This is a genomic window from Plantactinospora soyae (assembly GCF_014874095.1).
GTDB classification, from domain to species: Bacteria; Actinomycetota; Actinomycetes; order Mycobacteriales; family Micromonosporaceae; genus Plantactinospora; species Plantactinospora soyae.
Genome location: NZ_JADBEB010000001.1, coordinates 9,493,021 through 9,511,351 on the forward strand (window position 1 = coordinate 9,493,021; position 18,331 = coordinate 9,511,351).

21 protein-coding genes are annotated in these 18,331 nt (G+C 70.3%); 9 read left to right on the forward strand and 12 right to left on the reverse strand.

Annotated features, from left to right (window positions below):
- Positions 1-68: 68 nt before the first annotated feature.
- A complete protein-coding gene (locus H4W31_RS41375) occupies positions 69-725 on the reverse strand; it encodes a response regulator (protein WP_192771565.1) in 657 nt (218 codons plus the stop codon).
- Positions 726-730: 5 nt separating this feature from the next.
- Complete coding sequence (locus tag H4W31_RS41380; protein WP_192771566.1) at positions 731-1,756, reverse strand: sensor histidine kinase; 1,026 nt, start codon at positions 1,754-1,756, stop codon at positions 731-733.
- A gap of 287 nt (positions 1,757-2,043) precedes the next feature.
- Here H4W31_RS41380 and H4W31_RS41385 point away from each other — a divergent pair, with 287 nt between their 5' ends.
- The 3 genes from H4W31_RS41385 (at position 2,044) to H4W31_RS41395 (ending at position 4,231) form a co-directional block, all read left to right on the forward strand.
- On the forward strand, positions 2,044-2,316 hold the full coding sequence (locus H4W31_RS41385) for a hypothetical protein (RefSeq protein ID WP_192771567.1): 273 nt from the start codon (positions 2,044-2,046) through the stop codon (positions 2,314-2,316).
- 99 nt (positions 2,317-2,415) lie between these two features.
- The gene (locus tag H4W31_RS41390) at positions 2,416-2,874 is read left to right on the forward strand and encodes a CBS domain-containing protein (RefSeq protein WP_192771568.1); all 459 of its coding nucleotides are present in this window, start codon (positions 2,416-2,418) and stop codon (positions 2,872-2,874) included.
- Between the two features lie 70 nt (positions 2,875-2,944).
- Entirely contained in the window at positions 2,945-4,231 is a 1,287-nt protein-coding gene (locus H4W31_RS41395) for an ArsB/NhaD family transporter (protein ID WP_192771569.1), read from the forward strand.
- A gap of 9 nt (positions 4,232-4,240) precedes the next feature.
- On the opposite strand, the gene H4W31_RS41400 is transcribed toward H4W31_RS41395, so the two are convergent.
- The 6 genes from H4W31_RS41400 to H4W31_RS41425 form a co-directional block, all read right to left on the reverse strand.
- Positions 4,241-4,903: a response regulator gene (locus H4W31_RS41400; protein WP_404825675.1), complete on the reverse strand. Its 663-nt coding sequence runs from the start codon at positions 4,901-4,903 to the stop codon at positions 4,241-4,243.
- A gap of 31 nt (positions 4,904-4,934) precedes the next feature.
- A complete protein-coding gene (locus H4W31_RS41405) occupies positions 4,935-6,065 on the reverse strand; it encodes a sensor histidine kinase (RefSeq protein ID WP_192771570.1) in 1,131 nt (376 codons plus the stop codon).
- Between the two features lie 111 nt (positions 6,066-6,176).
- Positions 6,177-6,953, reverse strand: coding sequence for an ABC transporter permease (locus H4W31_RS41410; protein WP_192771571.1), 777 nt, complete (start codon positions 6,951-6,953; stop codon positions 6,177-6,179).
- Positions 6,950-7,870: an ABC transporter ATP-binding protein gene (locus H4W31_RS41415; RefSeq protein ID WP_192771572.1), complete on the reverse strand. Its 921-nt coding sequence runs from the start codon at positions 7,868-7,870 to the stop codon at positions 6,950-6,952. Before H4W31_RS41415 ends, H4W31_RS41410 begins: the two co-directional genes overlap by 4 nt.
- Before the next feature lie 270 nt (positions 7,871-8,140).
- Positions 8,141-8,770 (reverse strand): MBL fold metallo-hydrolase, encoded by a 630-nt coding sequence (locus H4W31_RS41420; protein ID WP_192771573.1) that lies wholly within the window; start codon positions 8,768-8,770, stop codon positions 8,141-8,143.
- Complete coding sequence (locus H4W31_RS41425; protein ID WP_192771574.1) at positions 8,770-9,858, reverse strand: S-(hydroxymethyl)mycothiol dehydrogenase; 1,089 nt, start codon at positions 9,856-9,858, stop codon at positions 8,770-8,772. Before H4W31_RS41425 ends, H4W31_RS41420 begins: the two co-directional genes overlap by 1 nt.
- A 762-nt stretch (positions 9,859-10,620) precedes the next feature.
- Here H4W31_RS41425 and H4W31_RS41430 point away from each other — a divergent pair.
- Complete coding sequence (locus tag H4W31_RS41430; RefSeq protein ID WP_192765934.1) at positions 10,621-11,313, forward strand: C39 family peptidase; 693 nt, start codon at positions 10,621-10,623, stop codon at positions 11,311-11,313.
- A 99-nt stretch (positions 11,314-11,412) separates the two neighbouring features.
- Here the strand turns inward: H4W31_RS41430 and H4W31_RS41435 are convergent, their stop codons facing one another.
- The gene (locus H4W31_RS41435; protein WP_192771575.1) at positions 11,413-11,913 is read right to left on the reverse strand and encodes a hypothetical protein; all 501 of its coding nucleotides are present in this window, start codon (positions 11,911-11,913) and stop codon (positions 11,413-11,415) included.
- Positions 11,914-12,049: 136 nt separating this feature from the next.
- On the opposite strand from H4W31_RS41435, the gene H4W31_RS41440 reads away from it, so the two are divergent.
- Genes H4W31_RS41440 through H4W31_RS41450 form a run of 3 tightly spaced genes read left to right on the forward strand, consistent with a single transcriptional unit; the run spans position 12,050 to position 14,520 of the window.
- Entirely contained in the window at positions 12,050-13,198 is a 1,149-nt protein-coding gene (locus H4W31_RS41440; RefSeq protein WP_192771576.1) for a sensor histidine kinase, read from the forward strand.
- Positions 13,195-13,851 carry a response regulator transcription factor gene (locus tag H4W31_RS41445; protein WP_192771577.1) on the forward strand — a complete coding sequence of 219 codons (657 nt, stop codon included), beginning with the start codon at positions 13,195-13,197 and terminating at the stop codon, positions 13,849-13,851. Before H4W31_RS41440 ends, H4W31_RS41445 begins: the two co-directional genes overlap by 4 nt.
- A gap of 57 nt (positions 13,852-13,908) precedes the next feature.
- Positions 13,909-14,520 carry a hypothetical protein gene (locus H4W31_RS41450; protein ID WP_192771578.1) on the forward strand — a complete coding sequence of 204 codons (612 nt, stop codon included), beginning with the start codon at positions 13,909-13,911 and terminating at the stop codon, positions 14,518-14,520.
- 88 nt (positions 14,521-14,608) lie between these two features.
- Here H4W31_RS41450 and H4W31_RS41455 read toward each other — a convergent pair whose 3' ends face one another.
- Positions 14,609-15,307 (reverse strand): DUF899 domain-containing protein, encoded by a 699-nt coding sequence (locus H4W31_RS41455; protein ID WP_225945944.1) that lies wholly within the window; start codon positions 15,305-15,307, stop codon positions 14,609-14,611.
- 139 nt (positions 15,308-15,446) lie between these two features.
- Here H4W31_RS41455 and H4W31_RS41460 point away from each other — a divergent pair, with 139 nt between their 5' ends.
- Entirely contained in the window at positions 15,447-16,022 is a 576-nt protein-coding gene (locus H4W31_RS41460; protein ID WP_192771579.1) for a GNAT family N-acetyltransferase, read from the forward strand.
- A 105-nt stretch (positions 16,023-16,127) separates the two neighbouring features.
- Here the strand turns inward: H4W31_RS41460 and H4W31_RS41465 are convergent, their stop codons facing one another.
- Complete coding sequence (locus H4W31_RS41465) at positions 16,128-16,847, reverse strand: HEAT repeat domain-containing protein (RefSeq protein WP_192771580.1); 720 nt, start codon at positions 16,845-16,847, stop codon at positions 16,128-16,130.
- Between the two features lie 91 nt (positions 16,848-16,938).
- Between H4W31_RS41465 and H4W31_RS41470 the strand changes: the two genes are divergently transcribed.
- The gene (locus tag H4W31_RS41470; RefSeq protein ID WP_192771581.1) at positions 16,939-17,466 is read left to right on the forward strand and encodes a hypothetical protein; all 528 of its coding nucleotides are present in this window, start codon (positions 16,939-16,941) and stop codon (positions 17,464-17,466) included.
- Positions 17,467-17,608: 142 nt separating this feature from the next.
- Here H4W31_RS41470 and H4W31_RS41475 read toward each other — a convergent pair whose 3' ends face one another.
- Positions 17,609-18,214: a YdeI/OmpD-associated family protein gene (locus H4W31_RS41475; RefSeq protein WP_192771582.1), complete on the reverse strand. Its 606-nt coding sequence runs from the start codon at positions 18,212-18,214 to the stop codon at positions 17,609-17,611.
- Positions 18,215-18,331: the final 117 nt, after the last annotated feature.

The window sequence follows — 18,331 nt, forward strand, 5'->3', positions numbered from 1 at the left end:
CGGCTGAGGTGTTAAGAAGGGGCCCTTTCTATACAGAAAACGATAAGAAGGGGCCCTTCCTTACACCGCTACGGTTCGACGAGGCCGGCTCGGATCGCGTAGCGGGTCAGGTCGATCCGGTCCCGCATGCCCAGCTTCTGCAGGATGTTGGCGCGGTGCCGATCGACGGTCTTGACGCTGATCACCAGCGCCTCGGCGATCTCCTTCGCGGAGTTTCCCTCGGCGATGAGTTTGATGATCTCCTCCTCCCGGGGCGTCAGGATGCTCTCCGGAAGGCGCTCGCCCTGCCGGGCCCGGTGCAGGTAGTCCCGGATCAGCGCGGTGATCGCGCCCGGGTAGAGGAACGGTTCGCCGCGCATCGCCGCCCGGCACGCCTCCAGCAGGTCCCGGTCGGCGACCGACTTGAGTACGTAACCGGACGCCCCGGCCCGGAGCGCCTCGAAGAAGTACTGCTCGTTGTCGTGCATCGAGAGCATCAGGATCCGTACGGCGGGCGCCCGCCGGGCGATCTCGCGAGCCGCCTGGAGTCCGGTCATCCGCGGCATCGCGATGTCGAGGATCGCGAGGTCCAGCTCTGTCTTGCGCACCGCGTCCACCGCGTCGGCACCGTCGGCCGCCTCGGCGACGACCATCAGGTCGGGTTCGGCATCGAGAATCAGCCGGAGCCCCCTGCGGACCAGTGCGTGGTCGTCCGCCAGCAGGATCCGGGTCTTGGCTACCGACACCGCCCTCAACTCCTCTCGGCCGTCATCGGCACGATCAGGCGTACCTCGGTACCCGTCCCGGGGACGGCGGCGATGCGCAGCCGTGCCCCGATGAGCAGTGCCCGTTCCCGCATTCCGCGGATGCCGGCCCCCTCCTGGCGTACCTCGCCCAGACCGTCGTCCGCGACCCGCAGCACCACGGCTCCGGCCTCGGCCAACAACGACAACTCGACCTTGGTGGCGGATGCGTGCCGGGCGACGTTCGTCAGGCTCTCCTGGGCGATCCTATAGATCACCAATTCCTTCTCCGCGCTGAGAACCGGCAGATCCGACTTCGATCTTCGCACCACAGGGACCCCGCTGACCTGTGAGAACTCGGTCGCCAGGGCGTTCAGGGCGCTGAGTAGGCCGAGATCTTCCAGCACGTCCGGGCGGAGCCGGCGGGCGACCCGGCCCACGTCGTCAAGGCTGGACCGCAGCGTCTCCTGTACGCCGTGCAGCTCCTCGCGGAGTTCCTCCGGCGCGCGGTCCACCGCCCGTTTCAGCCCGAGCAGCACCACCGTGAGGCTCTGCCCGATCTCGTCGTGCAGCTCCCGGGCGATCCGCTGCCGCTCGCCCTCCTGCGCGGCGAGCGCGTGCGCACTACTCGCGCTGCGCTCCGCCTCCAGCCGGTCGAGCATCGCGTTGAAGGTCTCGATCAGGTTGGTCAGATCGCCGTTCCCGCTGTCGACCAGTCGATCGCCGGTACGCAGCAGGTCCACCCGCCGCATCAGCGTGGTGAGCGCCTCGAGCGGCGCCAGGCTGGCCCGGAGCAGCAACGCGTTCACCGCGAGGATCAGGGCCAGTCCGACGGTCAGCACCGGGATCTCGGCGAGCAGCACCGGTGACGAGACGGTGGCGGGAGACAGCGCGAGAACCAGCGTGCCGGCCGTGAAGACCAGGCCGTTCAGCACGAACAGCCGACGGAACAGCGCCCGGGTCGGCGACCGGGTTCCCGGGGGCCCGGCGGCGCCGTGCCGGGGGCCGGTTGCCTGGTCAGCGGTCTCGGTCATGCCGCCAGCCTCGCCCGAGAGCGGCCGTTTTGTCCATCCGGTCCAGCACCCACCGGCGCGGATCACCCATCCGCCCGGGCCGGAAATCTGCATGTTCCGCCTCCGGCCAGATGGGTGTCGCGCCCGATGGTTGCGAGCTGCGGATTCCCAGATTCTTGGTACCGGAACCGGCGGCCAACCCGAGACCGAGACCGGAACCAGCGACCGAATCCGAGCCCGATCCCCGACAACCGGGGCCGAGATCGGATCGGCGCTCCCCGCGCCGCCCCTACCCGAGCGAGGCCACAGTGGACATCACCAGGACCACCGTTCCCGGCGTCGGCGTCGTGCACCACTTCCTGACCCGGGGTGGGCAGCGGTTCGGCGTACTGGTGGACCATGCCGACCAGCGGTCACTCCTGCTCTACGGACCCGACGATCCGGACGTACCGGCCCAGCGCATCGGGTTGGAGTGCGACGAGGCCGACCAGATCGCCGAGATCCTGCACAGCAGCCCGGTCGCCGACCGGCTCGCCAACCTTGAACGCCGGCTGTCGGACCTGCTCGGCGGATCCGCATGAGCCCGGTACGCCAATCGAGGCGCGTCGGCGCGACCCACCCGTTGCCAGATCATCCGCACCTGCCGGCCGAGGCTGGCCCATGCCCTGGGGAATGGTGTCATGCAAGCACGTCAGATCGCCGTGGCGGTGCCGACGGTGACCGTCCAGGATTCCGTCGCGCGGGCGGTCCGGCTGATGGCACTGAGCCGGTTGCCGGGCCTGATCGTGGTCGACGCGCGAGGACGGCCGAGGAACGTACTTCCCGGCACCCAGGTGCTGCAGATGGCGGTCCCCGGCAGCTACCGGGAGGATCCCGCCCTGGTCAGGGCCATCGACGAGGCGCATGCCGACATCTTCTGGCAGGAGCTGGGCAACCTCACCGTCGGCGACTGTCTGCTCCGGGAACCTGCCCGGGTGATCACCGTCGGCCTCGACGGCACCCTGCTGGAGGTGGCCGCCCTGATGTCCCGGCAGCGCAGCCCGCTGGTGGCGGTCGTCGACCAGGTCGGCGTACTCGTCGGAGCCATCACCCTGGACCGGCTGCTGACCAGGCTCGCCATCCTCGACCCGGACATCTGAACCCGGCCACGGTCATCGGCGAGCCGACGGTGCCGGCCAGCGTCGCCGGCGGGCCGACGGAGCCGGTCCGTTGAACGCTGTCGTCGCGCTCGCCATCTTCGTCGTGGCGTTCTTCTTCATCGCCACCGAAAAGGCGGACAAGGTCAAGGTGGTGCTGATCGCCGCCGCCGCGATGACCGTCCTCGGGTTCGCCCCCGGCGCCGACGTCTTCTTCTCCGAGCACGAGGGCATCGACTGGAAGGTCATCTTCCTGCTGCTCGGGATGATGATCATTGTTGGTGTCATCAAGCAGACGGGAGTCTTCGACTTCCTCGCGATCTGGGCCGCCAAGAAGTCGTCCGGTCGGCCGTACCGGCTGATGGTGATGTTGATGGTGATCACCGCCATCGCGTCGCCGTTCCTCGACAACGTCACCACGATCATGCTGGTCGCACCCGTCACCGTGGTGGTCTGCAACCGACTGCACATCCCGGCCCAGCCGTACCTCATCGCCGAGGTGCTGGCCTCCAACATCGGTGGAGCCGCGACGTTGATCGGCGACCCGCCCAACATCATTATCGGCAGCCGGGCCGGGCTGACCTTCGGGGACTTCCTCGTACACATGGCGCCGATCGTGGTCGTGATCTTCGCGGTCTTCGTGGTCTTCACCCGGGTGCTGTTCCGGAAATCGTTCCAGTACAACCCGGAGCACGTCGCCGCCGTGATGGCGTTGCAGGAGCGGCGGGCGATCACCGACGTACGCCTGCTGGTCCGCTGCCTGGTCGTACTCGGCCTGGTCGTGGTCGGCTTCGGGCTGCACTCCGTGCTGCACATCGACCCGTCGGTGGTGGCGATGGTCGGCGCCGGCACCATGCTGCTGGTGTCCAAACTCGACGTCTCCGACGTGCTGCACGAGGTCGAGTGGCCCACCCTGGTCTTCTTCATGGGCCTGTTCGTGATGGTCTCCGGCCTGGTGCACACCGGGGTGATCACCACGTTCGGCGAGTGGGTGATCGACCAGGTGGACGGCGACTTCTTCGCCGCGGCGACCGCACTGCTCTTCGGGTCCGCGATCCTGGGCGCCTTCTTCGACAACATCCCGTACGTCGCCACGATGGCGCCGGTGGTCGAAGGGCTGGTGGCCGAGGCCCCGGATCCGGCAACCGGCCAGGCGTTGTGGTGGGCCTTCGCCCTCGGTGCGGACTTCGGCGGCAACGGCACCGCGGTCGCCGCCAGCGCCAACGTGGTGGCCATCGGCATCGCCGCCAGGACCGGGCACCGGATCTCGTTCTGGCAGTTCACCAAGTACGGGATCATCGTCACGATCCTGAGCACCGCGATCGCCTGGGTGTACGTCTGGCTGCGCTATTTCCTCTGACCGTCGGGGCTAGTCCTCCGGATCGCCGAGCAGCCACCCGTTCTGCTCGGCGATCCGGACCGCCTCGGCCCGGGTCCGCGCCCCGGTCTTTCCGATCGCCGCGGACAGGTGGTTGCGTACGGTCCCCTCGGACAGGTGCAGTGCTCGGGCGAGCGCCCCGGCAGGCTCCCCGCTGCGGGCCGCCCGCAACACCTCGGTCTCCCGCTCGGTCAGCGGGCTGTGCCCACTGGCCAGGGTTTCGGCGGCCAGCGTCGGGTCGACCACCCGCAGGCCGGCGTGCACCCGCCGGACCGCGTCGGCCAGTTGCCGGGCCGGGGTGTCCTTCACCACGAAGCCACCCGCGCCGGCCTCCATCGCCCGGCGCAGATAGCCCGGACGTCCGAAGGTGGTGACCACCAACACCCGGCAGTCGGGCAGTTCCTCCCGCAGTGCGGCGGTGGCGGCAATCCCGTCCAGGCCCGGCATCTCCACGTCGAGCAGCGCGACGTCCGGTCGGGTCCGGCAGGCCGCCGCCAGCACCTCGTCGCCGCGGCCGACCTCGGCCACCACCGTCAGGTCGGGTTCCAGGGAGAGCAGCGCGGCCAGCGCGCCCCGGACCAGGGCCTGGTCGTCGGCGAGCAACAGCCGGATCGGCGCGGTCACCGCATCCGTCCCGCCGGCCAGCTCTGTCACGGCAGCTCTCCCGCCGGCCGGATCGGCACGGTCACGGCAGCGCTCCGGCGAAGCTGACCTGAAGCCGGAAGCCGCGTCCGCCCGGCCCACGGCCGACGACGACCCGGGCGTCCAGCTGTTCCGCCCGCTCCCGCAGTCCGAGCAGGCCGTGACCGGGGTGCGGCCCGTCCGCTCCGTCGACCAGCGGCCCCCGACCGTCGTCGAGCACCTCGATCTCGTCGGGTCGGACCCGGATGACGCAGCGCCGGGCCCCACTGTGTCGTACCACGTTGGTCACCCCTTCCCGGACCGCCCAGCCGAACAGCTCGCTGCGGGCCGGTGGCAGTTCGACGTCCGAGGTTGGCAGCTCCGCCACGACGCCCGCCGCCCGCAGTGCCGTCCGGGCGCTGGCCAACTCGGTGGCGAGGGTGATCTCACGGTACGCCCCGACGGTGGACCGGACGTCGGCGAGCGCATCCCGGGCCAGCCGCTCCAGGTCCGCCACCTCGGCACCGGCCCGGCCCGGATCGATCTCGAGCAGTCGGCCGGCCAGCTCCGCCTTGACCGCGATGACGGTGAGCGAGTGTCCGAGGATGTCGTGCAGGTCCCGGGCGGTCCGGGCCCGTTCCTCGGCGACCGCCAACCGGTGGATCTCCTGCTGGGCGTCGAGCAGCTGGGTCTGCCGTTCGACCAGCCGGCCGAACGCGAACACCGCGACCGCGGCGAGCAGGACGGCGAACGCCACCCCGGACTCCGGCTCCCAGCCGGGAACGAACTGCGGTACGACCACCGGGATCACGACCAGCACGGCGACCACCGCGAGGGCGGCGCGGGTCGGCAGGATCAGTACCGCGGAGGCCGAGACGTAGACCAGGGTGACCATCCAGTCCTCGCCGGCCGACGGGATGATGAGCGCCCCGATCGCGAACAGTCCGCCGAGCGCCGCCGCGGCCTGGCCGGGCGGAATCGAGCGACGTCGCCAGATCGCCGCCCGGAGTCGGACGAACAGGGCCAGGTAGCCGGCTCCGAAGGCCACGATCGCGACGAGGCCCAGGTCCCGGGCCAGGCCGGGCGGGTGCTTCCAGATCGTGCCCAACGGCTGCCCGAGGTAGACCAGCCACACCACGGCGGCCAGCCAGCCGAACCTGGAACCGAAGCCCACGCTTCGGCGCGGTTCCGTCACACCGGCCACGCTAACCGGCCGGGCCGGGCGGCCCGCCCCGATCCGCCCGGCCCGCGACCCGGTCGACCCGCCCGACCCGGTGGGCACACCCGCTCCCGACCCGCGTCCCCGTCACACTCGCTGGGTGTCGCGGCGGAACAGCCGGGCCGCACCGAAGCCGAAGGCGACGGTCCAGAGCACCACGTTGGCGACCGCGCCGGCGGTGGCGCCGGTGCCGGTGAGCGGACTGCGGGCGAGTTCACCCACCCCGTACACGGGGGTGAACCTGGCGATCTGCTGCATGACGTCCGGCAGCACCTCCAGCGGTACGAAGAGCCCGCCGAACATCGCCAGGATGGCCAGGATCGGGCCGAGGAACTGCATCACGTTCTCGGCCGGGGCGAGGTAGCCGACGAAGAGACCGAACGCGGCGAAGACCAGCGACCCGAGCCAGGCCGCCAGCCCGGCGAGCAGCCAGACGTGGGCCGGCATGCTGACCCCGCACAGCGCGCCGACCACGAACTCGACCAGCACCGCCAGCAGCCCGAGCGTCATCGCGGTGAGCACCTTGGTGGCGACGTACGCGGACGGGCGCAGCGGGGTCAACCGGAGTTGTCGGCTCCAGCCCTGGGCCCGCTCGACCGCGACCATTCCGCCACCGCTGGTGGTGGCGACCATCGCGCCGTAGACGGCGAGGCTGATCATGATGTAGCCGGTCAGCGGGGCGCCGTTGTCCAGCGTCTGCCCCTGGTTCGGCAGGCCGAAGAGCAGGAAGAACACCGCCGGCATGACCAGGATGAAGAACAGGGTACGGCGGTTGCGCAGCACCCTGCGGATCTCCAGCAGCAGGTTCGGCAGGTTGAACCCGCCCATCGCCGGACGTGAACGGGGCATCGCTGTCGTGCTCATCGGGTGCTCCCCTGAAGTGCGTCGGTGGCCGTACCGGTGGTCAGGGCGAGGAAGGCGTCCTCAAGATTGCGGGAGGTGATCTCCAGGTCCCGTGCCGAGGTGTGGTTCAGCAGGTACCGGGCCACCTCGTCGGAGTCGCCCGCCTGCACCAGGATGGTGTCCCCGCGTACCTCGACCGATTCGACGCCGGGCAGCCCGGCCAGCCAGACCTGGTCCGCGCCGGGCAGGGTGGCCCGGACCAGCCGGCCGGCGGCCAGGTTCTTGACCTCCGCGGTGGTGCCGTCGGCGACGATCCGGCCCGACCGGATCAGCACGATCCGGTCGGCGTACGCGTCCGCCTCCTCCAGGTAGTGGGTGGCGAACAGCACGGTACGACCGGCCCGGGCGTCCCGGCGGATCGCCGTCCAGAAGTCGCGCCGCCCCTCGACGTCCATTCCGGTCGTCGGCTCGTCCAGCACCATCAGGTCCGGATCGGGCAACAGGGCCAGCGCGAAGCGCAGCCGCTGCTGCTGTCCGCCGGAGCACTTACCCACCCGTCGGCCGGCGATGTCGGTGATGCCGGCCCGGTCCAGCACCTCGGCGACCGGCCGGGCGTGCGGGTAGAGGTTGGCGGTCATCCGGACGGTTTCGGCGACGGTCATGTCCTTCAGCAGGCCACCGGTCTGCATGACGGCCGCAATCCGGCCGAGTGCGACCGCGTCCGTCGGCGTCTCGCCGTAGATCCGGACGCTGCCGGTGTCGGGCCGGGCCAGCCCGAGCAGCATGTCGATCGTGGTGGTCTTGCCGGCGCCGTTCGGACCGAGGAAGGCCACCACCTCGCCGGGCTCGATACACAGGCTGAGTGCGTCGACGGCGGTCACCGCGCCGTAGGTCTTGGTGAGACCGGTCAGTTCGACCGCGGGAGTGGTTGTCGGCATACCGGTAATGCTGCGGAACGCCGGCCCCATCCGGCCGGCCCGCCCGTCACGACCTGACCGTGACAATTGTCAGGCGACGGGTGACGGGCGACGGGCGACGGACGGCGGACGACGGACGACGGACGGCGGACGGCGGACGGCGGACGACGGACGGCGGACGGCGGACGGCGGGACGGCAGCCGGCAGGACGATCACGCCCGGTCGGGCCGGAGAAGGTCCGACCGGGCGTGCCGACGCGCGCCACGGTTCCGGTGCGGCGGCGTCCCGGGGTCAGTGGCCTCGGGTCAGCCACTCGTCCAGGTGTGGTGCCTCGTCGGCGATGGTGGTGCTCGCGCCGTGCCCGGTGTGCACCGCCGTCTCGGCCGGCAGGCTCAGCAGGCGCTGCCGGATCGAGTCGACGATGGTGCCGAAGTCGCTGTACGAGCGGCCGGTGGCGCCCGGCCCACCCTGGAACAGGGTGTCACCGGTGAATACCGCGCCGAGTTCGGGAGCGTGGAACGAGCAGGCGCCGGGGCTGTGCCCGGGGGTGTGCAGTACCCGCAGCGCGGTGCCGGCCACCTCGATCGTCTGCCCGTCCCGCAGTTCCGCACCCGGCGGCACGTCCGGGTGCACCATGTCCCAGAGCACCCGGTCGGCGGGGTGCAGCAGCACCTCCGCACCGGTCACGTCGGCCAGGGCCGGCGCCACCCGTACGTGGTCGTCGTGCGCGTGCGTCGCCAGGATGGCCAGCACCCGTCGGCCACCGATCGCCGAGACGATGGCGTCCACGTCGTGCGGGGCGTCGATGACCACGCACTCGTCGTCGTCGCCGACCACCCAGACGTTGTTCTCCACGTCGAAGGTCTGGCCGTCGAGCGAGAAGGTGCCGGAGGTGACCGTGTGGTCGATCCGGGCCGCCATCAGAAGATCACCACCGACCGCAGCACGTCGCCGTGATGCATCTTGCCGAACGCGTCCTCCACCTGGTCGAGCCCAATCTCCTCGCTGACGAAGGCGTCCAGGTCCAGCCGGCCCTGGAGGTAGAGCGAGGTCAGCATCGGGAAGTCCCGGCTCGGCAGGCAGTCGCCGTACCAGCTCGACTTGAGGGCACCGCCCCGGCCGAAGACGTCCAGCAGCGGCAGGTCGGGCATCTTCATCTCCGGGGTGGGCACCCCGACCAGGACGACGGTGCCGGCGAGGTCGCGGGCGTAGAAGGCCTGCTGCCAGGTCTCCGGCCGGCCGACCGCCTCGATCACCACGTCCGCGCCATGGCCGCCGGTCAGCTCCCGGATCGCCTCGACCGGGTCGGTCTCCCGGGCGTTCACGGTGTGCGTCGCGCCGAAGCCCTTGGCCCACTCCAGTTTGCGGGGGTCGGTGTCGACCGCGATGATCGTCGTCGCCCCGGCCAGCGCCGCGCCGGCCACCGCGCCGTCACCGACGCCGCCGCAGCCGATGACCGCCACCGAGTCGCCCCGGGTGACCCCGCCGGTGTTCACCGCCGCGCCGAGCCCGGCCATCACACCGCAGCCCAGCAGACCGACGGCGGCCGGTCGGGCCGCCGGGTCCACCTTGGTGCACTGCCCGGCGTGTACGAGCGTCTTCTCCACGAACGCGCCGATGCCGAGCGCCGGGGAGAGTTCGGTGCCGTCGGTCAGCGTCATCTTCTGCGCCGCGTTGTGGGTGGCGAAGCAGTACCACGGCTTGCCGCGTCGACAGGCCCGACAGTTCCCGCAGACGGCCCGCCAGTTGAGTACCACGAAGTCGCCCGGCTCGACGTCGGTCACCCCGGCGCCGACCTGCTCCACGATTCCGGCGGCCTCGTGCCCGAGCAGGAACGGAAAGTCGTCGTTGATACCACCCTCGCGGTAGTGCAGGTCGGTGTGGCAGACGCCGCAGGCCTGCACCCGCACCACGGCCTCACCCGGGCCCGGGTCCGGTACGACGATGGTGGCCACCTCGACCGGTGCACCCTTGCCCCGGGCGATGACCCCGCGCACTTCCTGGCTCACGCTGCCTCCTCAAGATCTCGATCCCGATCGGTCGTAGCATGTCACGGCCATCCAGCCCGATGACCGGGCTCACCCGCTATGCGGAACGACGAAGTTTCCGGCGGCGGTGCGACGACCGGCGGCCGGTCGCGGCGGCGCAGCGGGCCGAGCGCACCAGGAAGTCTCGCAGGTCACCGGTTGGTTCGGACAGGCCGGTTGGCGCGCTGCGCGGAGGCTGCCCGGCCGCGACGTCTGACCAACTACGCACCAATCGCTGACCCGACCCCGCGCGCCGCCTCCGGCCCCGATGCGTGGTTCGAGGTCGAATGTCCGGATGGACGTGCGCCGGCACCGGTGCCGGTGCGTCGTTCGGGACCGGTGTCCGGATCTAGCGATGATCAACTCGGCCCGGGGGCCGGTTCGCGGAACACCCGGCGGGCGGCCGCGGTTATACCCTGCGACGACCACAGCAGCGCCGCCCCCGGGCAGGTCACGGGGATGGGTTGACTGTCCGGTCGGGGCCGGTCCGGTCCCCCGGATCCGGTTCCGACCATGATCAAGTGGTCGGGTGGCCGGCCCCCGGGAATCCCGGGCCACCGCCCACGGTTACATCCCCCGTACGCCTGGAGCACGCACAGTAGTGCTGTTTCGCTCGGGCGCGCAGCGCGAATTCTTCCGCTGTTGCTGTTTTTCCTTTCTGACGAGCCGTTGACGGTGCCGCGCACCCCCCGCGCGTCGCCCGAGATCACGGTCGTCTTACCCCCGGAATGGAAGGCAACCATCATGACTACAGTCAAGCGGTGGCTACCGGCCATCACCGAAACCCCGATTCGTAAGACCGCGCTCGGTATCGCGGGACTCGCCGTCGTCGGCGGTGCGTTCGCCGGACCGGCGTTGAGCATGACGGCCCCGCAGGCGGCGATGACGCCGACCGCCGCGGCGGTCAGTGTCCGGGATGTCGACAAGGGTCAGCCGTCGAAGGTTCTGGACTACCAGTACAAGGCGCAGGAGAACGGCTACTACTGTGCGCCGGCCGCGACCCGGATCGCGCTGTCGACCCAGGGGCACACCCCGGCGCAGGACGACGTGGCCAAGCGGCTGGGTACGACCGAGGCCGGTACGAACTCGGCCGAGGACACCACCCGGGTGCTGAACAGCACCGGTGGTAAGGACTACCGGACCGTGGCGATCCCGGACGAGACCGCCAAGCCGGAGCAGATGGACCGGCTCCAGGTCGACGTGGTCCACGCGATCGACGCCAAGCGTGCGGTGGTGATGAACATCAGGGGCACGGCAGTGGACGAGGCCGGTACGGCGCACTCGTACGAGGGTGGGCACTACCTGACCGTCGTCGGGTACGACGACCACGGCCGCAAGGTCAAGATCGCCGACCCGGCCAACCCGAACCAGAGCGAGTACTGGATGAGCACCATCACGCTCGCCAACTGGGCCGCCGAACGTGGCTACTCCGCATAACCGGTAAGCACGACACGCCACCAGCAGGACACGACAACGAAGGGCCAGCCCCATCCAGGGGCTGGCCCTTTCGTCGTACCCGGAGATTTCCGGTGCTGGTCAGCGCGGGCCCGGCAGGACGTCCTCGGCGACCGGGGTCGGATCCCCTGCCAGCGTTGCGTCGAGACGCGCGATCCCGTCCCTGATCATCTGGCCGTACGCGTCGTCGCCGAGCAGATGAAGGTTCTCCCGGGCAAGGGCGAGATGTTTCCGGGCCTGGTCCGGCCGGCCGAGCTTGCGGTAGTCGTCGGCGAGGTTGAGCTGGAGCGACGGGCGGAACGCCGCGACCGCCAAACTGGCGTGGTGCCGCTGTGCGCGCTCGTCGGTCAGGCTGTCCGCGGCTTCGAGTGCCCGCAGGTCCCAGCGGAGTTCGTCGGCGGGGTCGTCCTGAAGGTCGGCGAGATAGTGGGCCAGGCTGCACCGGTGGAGCGGGTCGCCGGCCGGGCCGATCTCCGCCCACAGCGCCGTGAGCCGATCCCGGGCCGCCCCGGTCCGGCCGGCCCTGCCCCACTCGACGGCCTCGACGATGCTCGCCATGGTCCTGTCGACGTCCTGTTCCATCCTGCACTCCCTCGGGGTTCGGCCTCTGCACCGACGATGCTCGGGTCTCGACACGGTCGAGGGTCAAGCGCGTTCCGGCCGGTGGCTACCACGTTCGTGGTACGTGGCCGGATGCGCTGCTCCGTACAGTTGCCGGATGAGGCGGTGGGCGGTGGACACCGGGATCGTGGCGGTCGTCGGCGCGCTGACGGCGTACCGGATCGCGGTGGTCGCGGTGCAGCCGGGCGACCGGGCGCCGGACCTGTGGGCGTACGGCCTCGGGTTGGCGATGGCGGCGGCCCTGCTCGTCCGGCGACGGTGGCCGGCCGGGGTGCTCGCCGTGGTGGGTGGACTGTTCCTGCTCTACCACGTGTCCCGGTATCCCGGTGGCGCACCGGCGGTGCCGGTCTGGGTCGCGCTGTACTCGGTGGCGGTGGCCGCACGTCGTCGGCTCGGTCTGGGGGTGGCCGGCCTGTTCATCGTGCTGGACCTCCAGGGCCGGATCATGGTGACCGGTGCCGGACCGCTGGACGCGACGCTGGACAGCTCGACGGTGGTGTTCGGCGCGGCGCTGCTGCTCGGCGAGACGGTCCGGGGTCGGCGGCTCCGGCTGGCGCTGCTGGCCGCCGAGCGGGACAGTACCGCCGAACGTCGGGTGGTCGAGGAACGGATCCGGATCGCCCGGGAACTGCACGACGTCACCGCGCACACCCTCGCCGTGGTTGGCGTGCAGGCCGGGGTGGCCGCCGAGGTGCTGGACGACGATCCGGGGCAGGCCAGGGCGGCGCTGGAGACGGTCCGGCAGGCGAGCCGGGAGGCGTTGGCGGAACTGCGGGCGGCGGTCGGCGTACTCCGGGACGGCACCCGCGCTCCCGGACCGGAACCGCCGGCACCCGGCCTCGACCGGCTGCCGGCGCTGGTCGCCGCGACCGGCGCGGTGATCCGGCACGACGGCGAGCCGCGCCCGCTGCCCCGGGTGGTGGAGGCCACCGCCTACCGCATAGTGCAGGAGGCGGTGGCCAACGCGGTACGGCATGCCGACGCGCAGCGGATCGAGGTACGCCTGGGCTACCGCCCCGACGGGCTCTGCCTGATCGTCCGGGACGACGGCCGGGGCGCCGCCGATCCGCTGGGACACCACCGGAGCGGCGCCGATCCGCCGGGCGTCGGCCGAGACGACGTTGGCGATCCGCCGGGCAACGGCCTGCGCGGCATGACGGAACGCGCCACCGGGCTGGGCGGCTGGCTGCTGGCCGGCCCGGCCGACGACGGCGGCTTCCAGGTCCGGGGGTGGCTGCCGGGATGAGCGTCCGGGTACTGGTGGCGGACGACCAGACACTGGTCCGGGCCGGTTTCCGGGTACTGCTGGAGCGGGCACCGGACATCGAGGTCGTCGCCGAGGCCGCCGACGGGGACGAGGCGATCGCGCTGACCCGGGCGCACCGGCCGGACGTCGTACTGATGGACATCCGGATGCCCGGCACCGACGGGCTGACCGCGACCCGGCGGATACTCGCCGACGACCGGCTGCCCGGCGTCCGGGTCGTCGTGCTCACCACGTTCGAACTGGACGAGTACGTCTACGCGGCCCTGCACGCCGGCGCGAGCGGCTTCCTGCTGAAGAACCTGGAGCCGGACGAGTTGCGCCGGGCGGTCCGGGTGGTGGCGGCCGGCGACGCGCTGCTGGCCCCGGAGGTGACCCGCCGGCTCATCGCGGCCTACGCCAGCGGCCCGGAGGTGCCGGGCCTGCACGCGCTCACCGCCAGGGAACGCGAGGTGGTGACCCTGGTCGCGGACGGGCTCTCGAACGCGGAGGTGGGCGCCCGGCTGGGGATGAGCACGGCCACCGCGAAGACCCACACCAACCGGGCGATGACCAAGCTCGGCGCGCGGGACCGGGCCCAGTTGGTGGTGTTCGCCTACCGTGGCGGGCTGGCCGGGATACGACGACCGCGGTAGGCCGGCGTCCACCGGAGGCGGATCCGGCGGGCCCGCGCCGTACATAGCGTTCGGTCCATGTTTCTTATCTTGGGTCCGGCGCTGAACCTGATCGCCGGCTTCTTCTGGGAGTCCGACCGGCAGGGAGTCACCGCCGGTACGCTCGTCGCGCTCTCCTGCGCGTGCTGGCTCGTCGGCCTGATCGGCCTCTACGACCGGCTACGGAACATCGCGCCCCGCTACGTGGCGGTGGCGCTGCCGGCGACGGTCTTCGCGACCGTCGGCGGCGTGGCATTCGGCGTACAGAGCATCCATGAAGGACTCTTCGACGCCTCGCACGCCACGACCATCGAACTGCTGAACGCCTATCCGTTCGCCGCCTGGACGCTCTACTGGATCGGCGGGCCGCTCTTCCCGCTCGTACTGTTCGCGCTGGGGCTGGCACTGGCCAGACTGCGGGTGGCGCCGCTGCCGGTCGGCGTACTGCTCTGCCTGGGCGCGATCGCGTTCCCGCTGAGCCGGATCACCCGTGAGGCGTCCATCGCACACGTGGCCGACCTGCTCCTGCTGCTGCCCTTCCTCTACCTCGCGCTGCGTACGCCACGCCGCGAGATCGACCCGGCCGTTCCCGGCCGGGAACCCACGGCGGTGGGGCCGGGCAGCGCGCCGCAGGGCGGCAGCCGGGAGTGAATGCTCCGACCGGGAGGGGTGCGGACCGGGGCCGGGCCGACCACGCCAGGTGGTCGTCCCGGCCCCGTCACCGGAGTACGGCCCCCGGTCAGGTCGCGGGACCGTACAACCGGGCGACGTCGGGCGAGTCGAGCCAACCGCTGTAGGCCGGTGACTGCGGCCAGCCTTCCGGGGAGTCCTGCCACTCCTCCTGTCGCCCGTAGGGCAGCACATCGACCAGGGCGAACGTGTACGTGAGCTGTTCGACCCCACGACCGGTCGTGTGCCAGGTGCGGTACACGGTCTCGCCGTCGCGCAGGAAGACGTTCAGCCCGAACTCGCCGCCGGGTGGTGTGTCGACGTCGGCTCCGAACGGGCTGTCGGCAGTGGAGTACCACGTCATCCTGTTGCCGACGCGCTCGGCGTAGGCGAGGGCCGCCTCGATCGGGCCCTGGGTGACGATCACGAATCGGGCGTCGTAGTTGTCGAGGAAGCCCAGCCGGATGAACGACGAGGTGAGACTGGTGCAGCCGCCGCACTGCCACTCGGCGTCCGGGTCCCACATGTGGTTATAGACGATCAACTGCGACCTGCCGTCGAAGATGTCGACGAGCCGGACCGGTCCCTCGGCTCCGACCAGGGTGTATTCGGGCATCCGCACCATCGGGAGCCGCCGTCGCTGGGCGGCGATCGCGTCGAGTTCCCGAGTGGCCGCCTTCTCGCGGGCGCGCAATTCGTCCAGCTCCTTGCGCCAGGTCGCGTGATCGACAACGGGTGGCATAGCCATGATCAGCATCTCCTTCGTCATCTCGCCAGAGACTCATTGTGTTCAAAGATGCCCGAAGAATCCCGGTAGCGCACCCCTGAAGCCGGTCGCGGAAGATCGGCGTGTGCGGTGAGCAGTTAATCGTTTGGCACCTGCGGTCCGAGCCGTTACCTTGCCCGCCATGCCCCTTCGTATCGAACAGGCGCGTGACTATGACGCGGTAGGCGCCGTCCATCGAACCGCCTTCGGTGCCGATCACGGCGGCACGGTGGTCAAGCTGGTGAACGGCCTTCGACGTGAAGATCCCACCACACTTTCGCTGGTGTCCGATGAGGCAGACGGGGTCGTGGGGCACGTCATGTTCAGCCGGGCGCTGCTCGACGCGCCACGGCAACTGGTGGCGGTTCAGTCGCTGAGTCCGCTCGCGGTCGCGCCGCAGTGGCAACGCCGCGGTATAGGCTCCGCGCTTGTCCGCGCCGGTCTGAAGCAACTCGACGAGCGTGGCGTTCCACTGGTGTTCCTGGAGGGCGATCCGCGCTACTACGCCCGCCTGGGGTTCAGCGCTGCTGTCGAGCATGACTTCCGTAAGCCCTCGTTGCGCATCCCCGACCCGGCTTTCCAGGTCGTGAAGTTGTCGGCCTACGAACCCTGGATGACCGGGACCTTCGTGTACTCGAACATCTTCTGGGAGCATGACTGCGTCGGACTGCGCGAGTCGATGCCCGACGAGGTGGAAGCCTTGTCCGGCACCGAGTAGGTCGAAGCCGGCGCGGCCGCGAGGGCCTGGCCGCCGAGGCGCTACACCGGCTGGGCACCGCCGATCAGCGGCTACAGATGTGCGTACGCGATCAGATGCTGAAGATCAGCGTGCCAGGCTGCGCTCCGCTCGTTGCCGGACGACGGGGTCCGGATCATTCAATGCCGCGATGCAACGCTCATGGTGACCCGGCACTCCAAGCTGGCGAAGCAACTCGATGGAGATCTCACGGCGCCGAGGGCTCGTATCGGAGAGGCCATGGCGCGCGAGTTCGTGCACCGCCCTGGCCAGCTGCGACGATCGGGTCGCCACAACCCGAAGAGTGGACATTGCCGCGCCCTGTACAGACGAGTTCGTATCCGCCAAGCACTGGGTCAGAACCTGCAGAATCGAGTCGTCAATCACCCGGATAGCGCGCAGTCCAGTCAGTGCCGAGCAGCGGACGACGGCCCGGTCGTCGTCCGCGGCGGCGACAAGTGCCGATACGGCGCGGTCGGAATCGACACAGACGAGTGCTCTGACTGCCGCCTCGCGCACCGCGTAGCCCTCGTCCGTGATGGAAATGGTCAACACTGGAACGGATAGCGACGAAGACAGGGCACCCAGACCGCGAACTGCCCTGATTCGCACCTTGGGGGCGGTGTCATCCGCTGCCCGTACGAGCGCCGATGCGATCGCATCGTGCTCGACGTCGCGCGGCCGGAATCGGCGCGCCATTGTTCCCAGACCCGTGATCGCTGCACGCCGTTCTGCCTCGACGCTCGACGTGGACCGTCGCAACAGATCCGCCACCTCATGGCCGAGGTCCCCGTCAGGTCCAACCATTCCCCGATCATTCCAGCTGTGCAGGCTCCGCAGCCATCGTGATCTCGGCACCGTCACCCGTAACCCTGTGTGACTTGTGCATGATGTCCGTATGACGAGAGCCCTGACCTCGGACTGGGTTCGGCTGTGGCGCTTGGCGGAACGCCTGGCGCCTGCGGCGGAAGGTGCCGCTGGCGTCTTCGAGCCCATCGGGTTGATACTGGCCGACCCGGCCGAGCCCTTCACTGCCTCCTCCGACGCCACGCCGGCCGGCAGCGTCATGTTCGCGGGCACTGGTGGCGACGGCGTTCACTTCTCCGCGCTGGGTACCGACGGCGCCGGTGCAGTGGTGATGACGGTCCCCATGGCCTTCGACAGTCCCAACCACGTGCTCGGCAAGGACATCCCGGAGTTTCTCGCCCTGGGATGCCGCACCGGCTATTTTCACCTGGAGCGGCTCGCCTACGGGTGGGGGCGTCAAGACACCGTCGTACGGCTCGAATCCGGTCTTGAGGCTGACGACCCGGACGAGGCCGGACTGCTTCAGCACATCGTCGACGAATTCAACCTCCAGCCGTGGCCCGAGGTTGACAACCGGCTCCGCAGGCTGGCTGGCGAGCACGGAAACCTGCTGGGGTAGTCCGCCGCCTCACCACACTGACATGGACCGTCCCGGCTCGTCGCTCTGCCCGGCTTGGACAGGCACGCTCATCGGTACGAGCGGAGGCTGGGGTCGCCCGGTCAGCGGCTGATGTGAGTGCGCTTGATCATGAAGATGTCGGTTACGGCGAGTTTGGCGGCTTGGCCTTCTGCGGGTAGATCGTCTCGTGGCGGGCCAGCATGGCGACGAATTCGCCGATCTTCCGCTCGCGGGTCTGCACCCGTTTGACGGCATTGACGCGGTGGATCAGAGCAAACCGGTTGGTTTTGGTGAGTACGTCGAACATGGCCTGGGCGGCAGGGTTGGCGGCGATGGCGGCGAGGAGGTCGGCCGGCACCTCGGCTTCCGACGGCGGGGCGTAGGCGGCCGCCCACCGCCCGTCCGCCTTCGCGGCTTCCACCACGGCGCGGCCTGAGGGCAGCATTCGCCCCTCCTCCTCCAGCCGGGCCACGTGGGAGACGTTGCGTTGTGACCAGGAACTGCGGGGGCTGCGAGGGGTGAACCGGATCCAGGAGGCCTCCTGATCCCGTTTACGGGCCTGCCCGTCGATCCAGCCGAAGCACAGGCCCTCGTCGACCGCCTGCTGCCAGGTCAGTGTGGTGACTGTGCCGCCCTTCTTGGTCAGGGCGACCCAGACGCCGGGCGACGTGGCATGGTTGGCCGACAACCACGCGCGCAGCGCGTCGGCGTCCGCGACGATCAACTCATCCAGCTCGGGGCTTGCCATGACGGCAGGCTAACCGCTCCGCCCGGGGCCGTAGCCGCCGCCTGTCGGCCCGCCCGACTCGCCGGGTGTGCGGGCCAGCGTGAAACGTTTGTCAGACGCCGAGCCGCCCATGTCCGG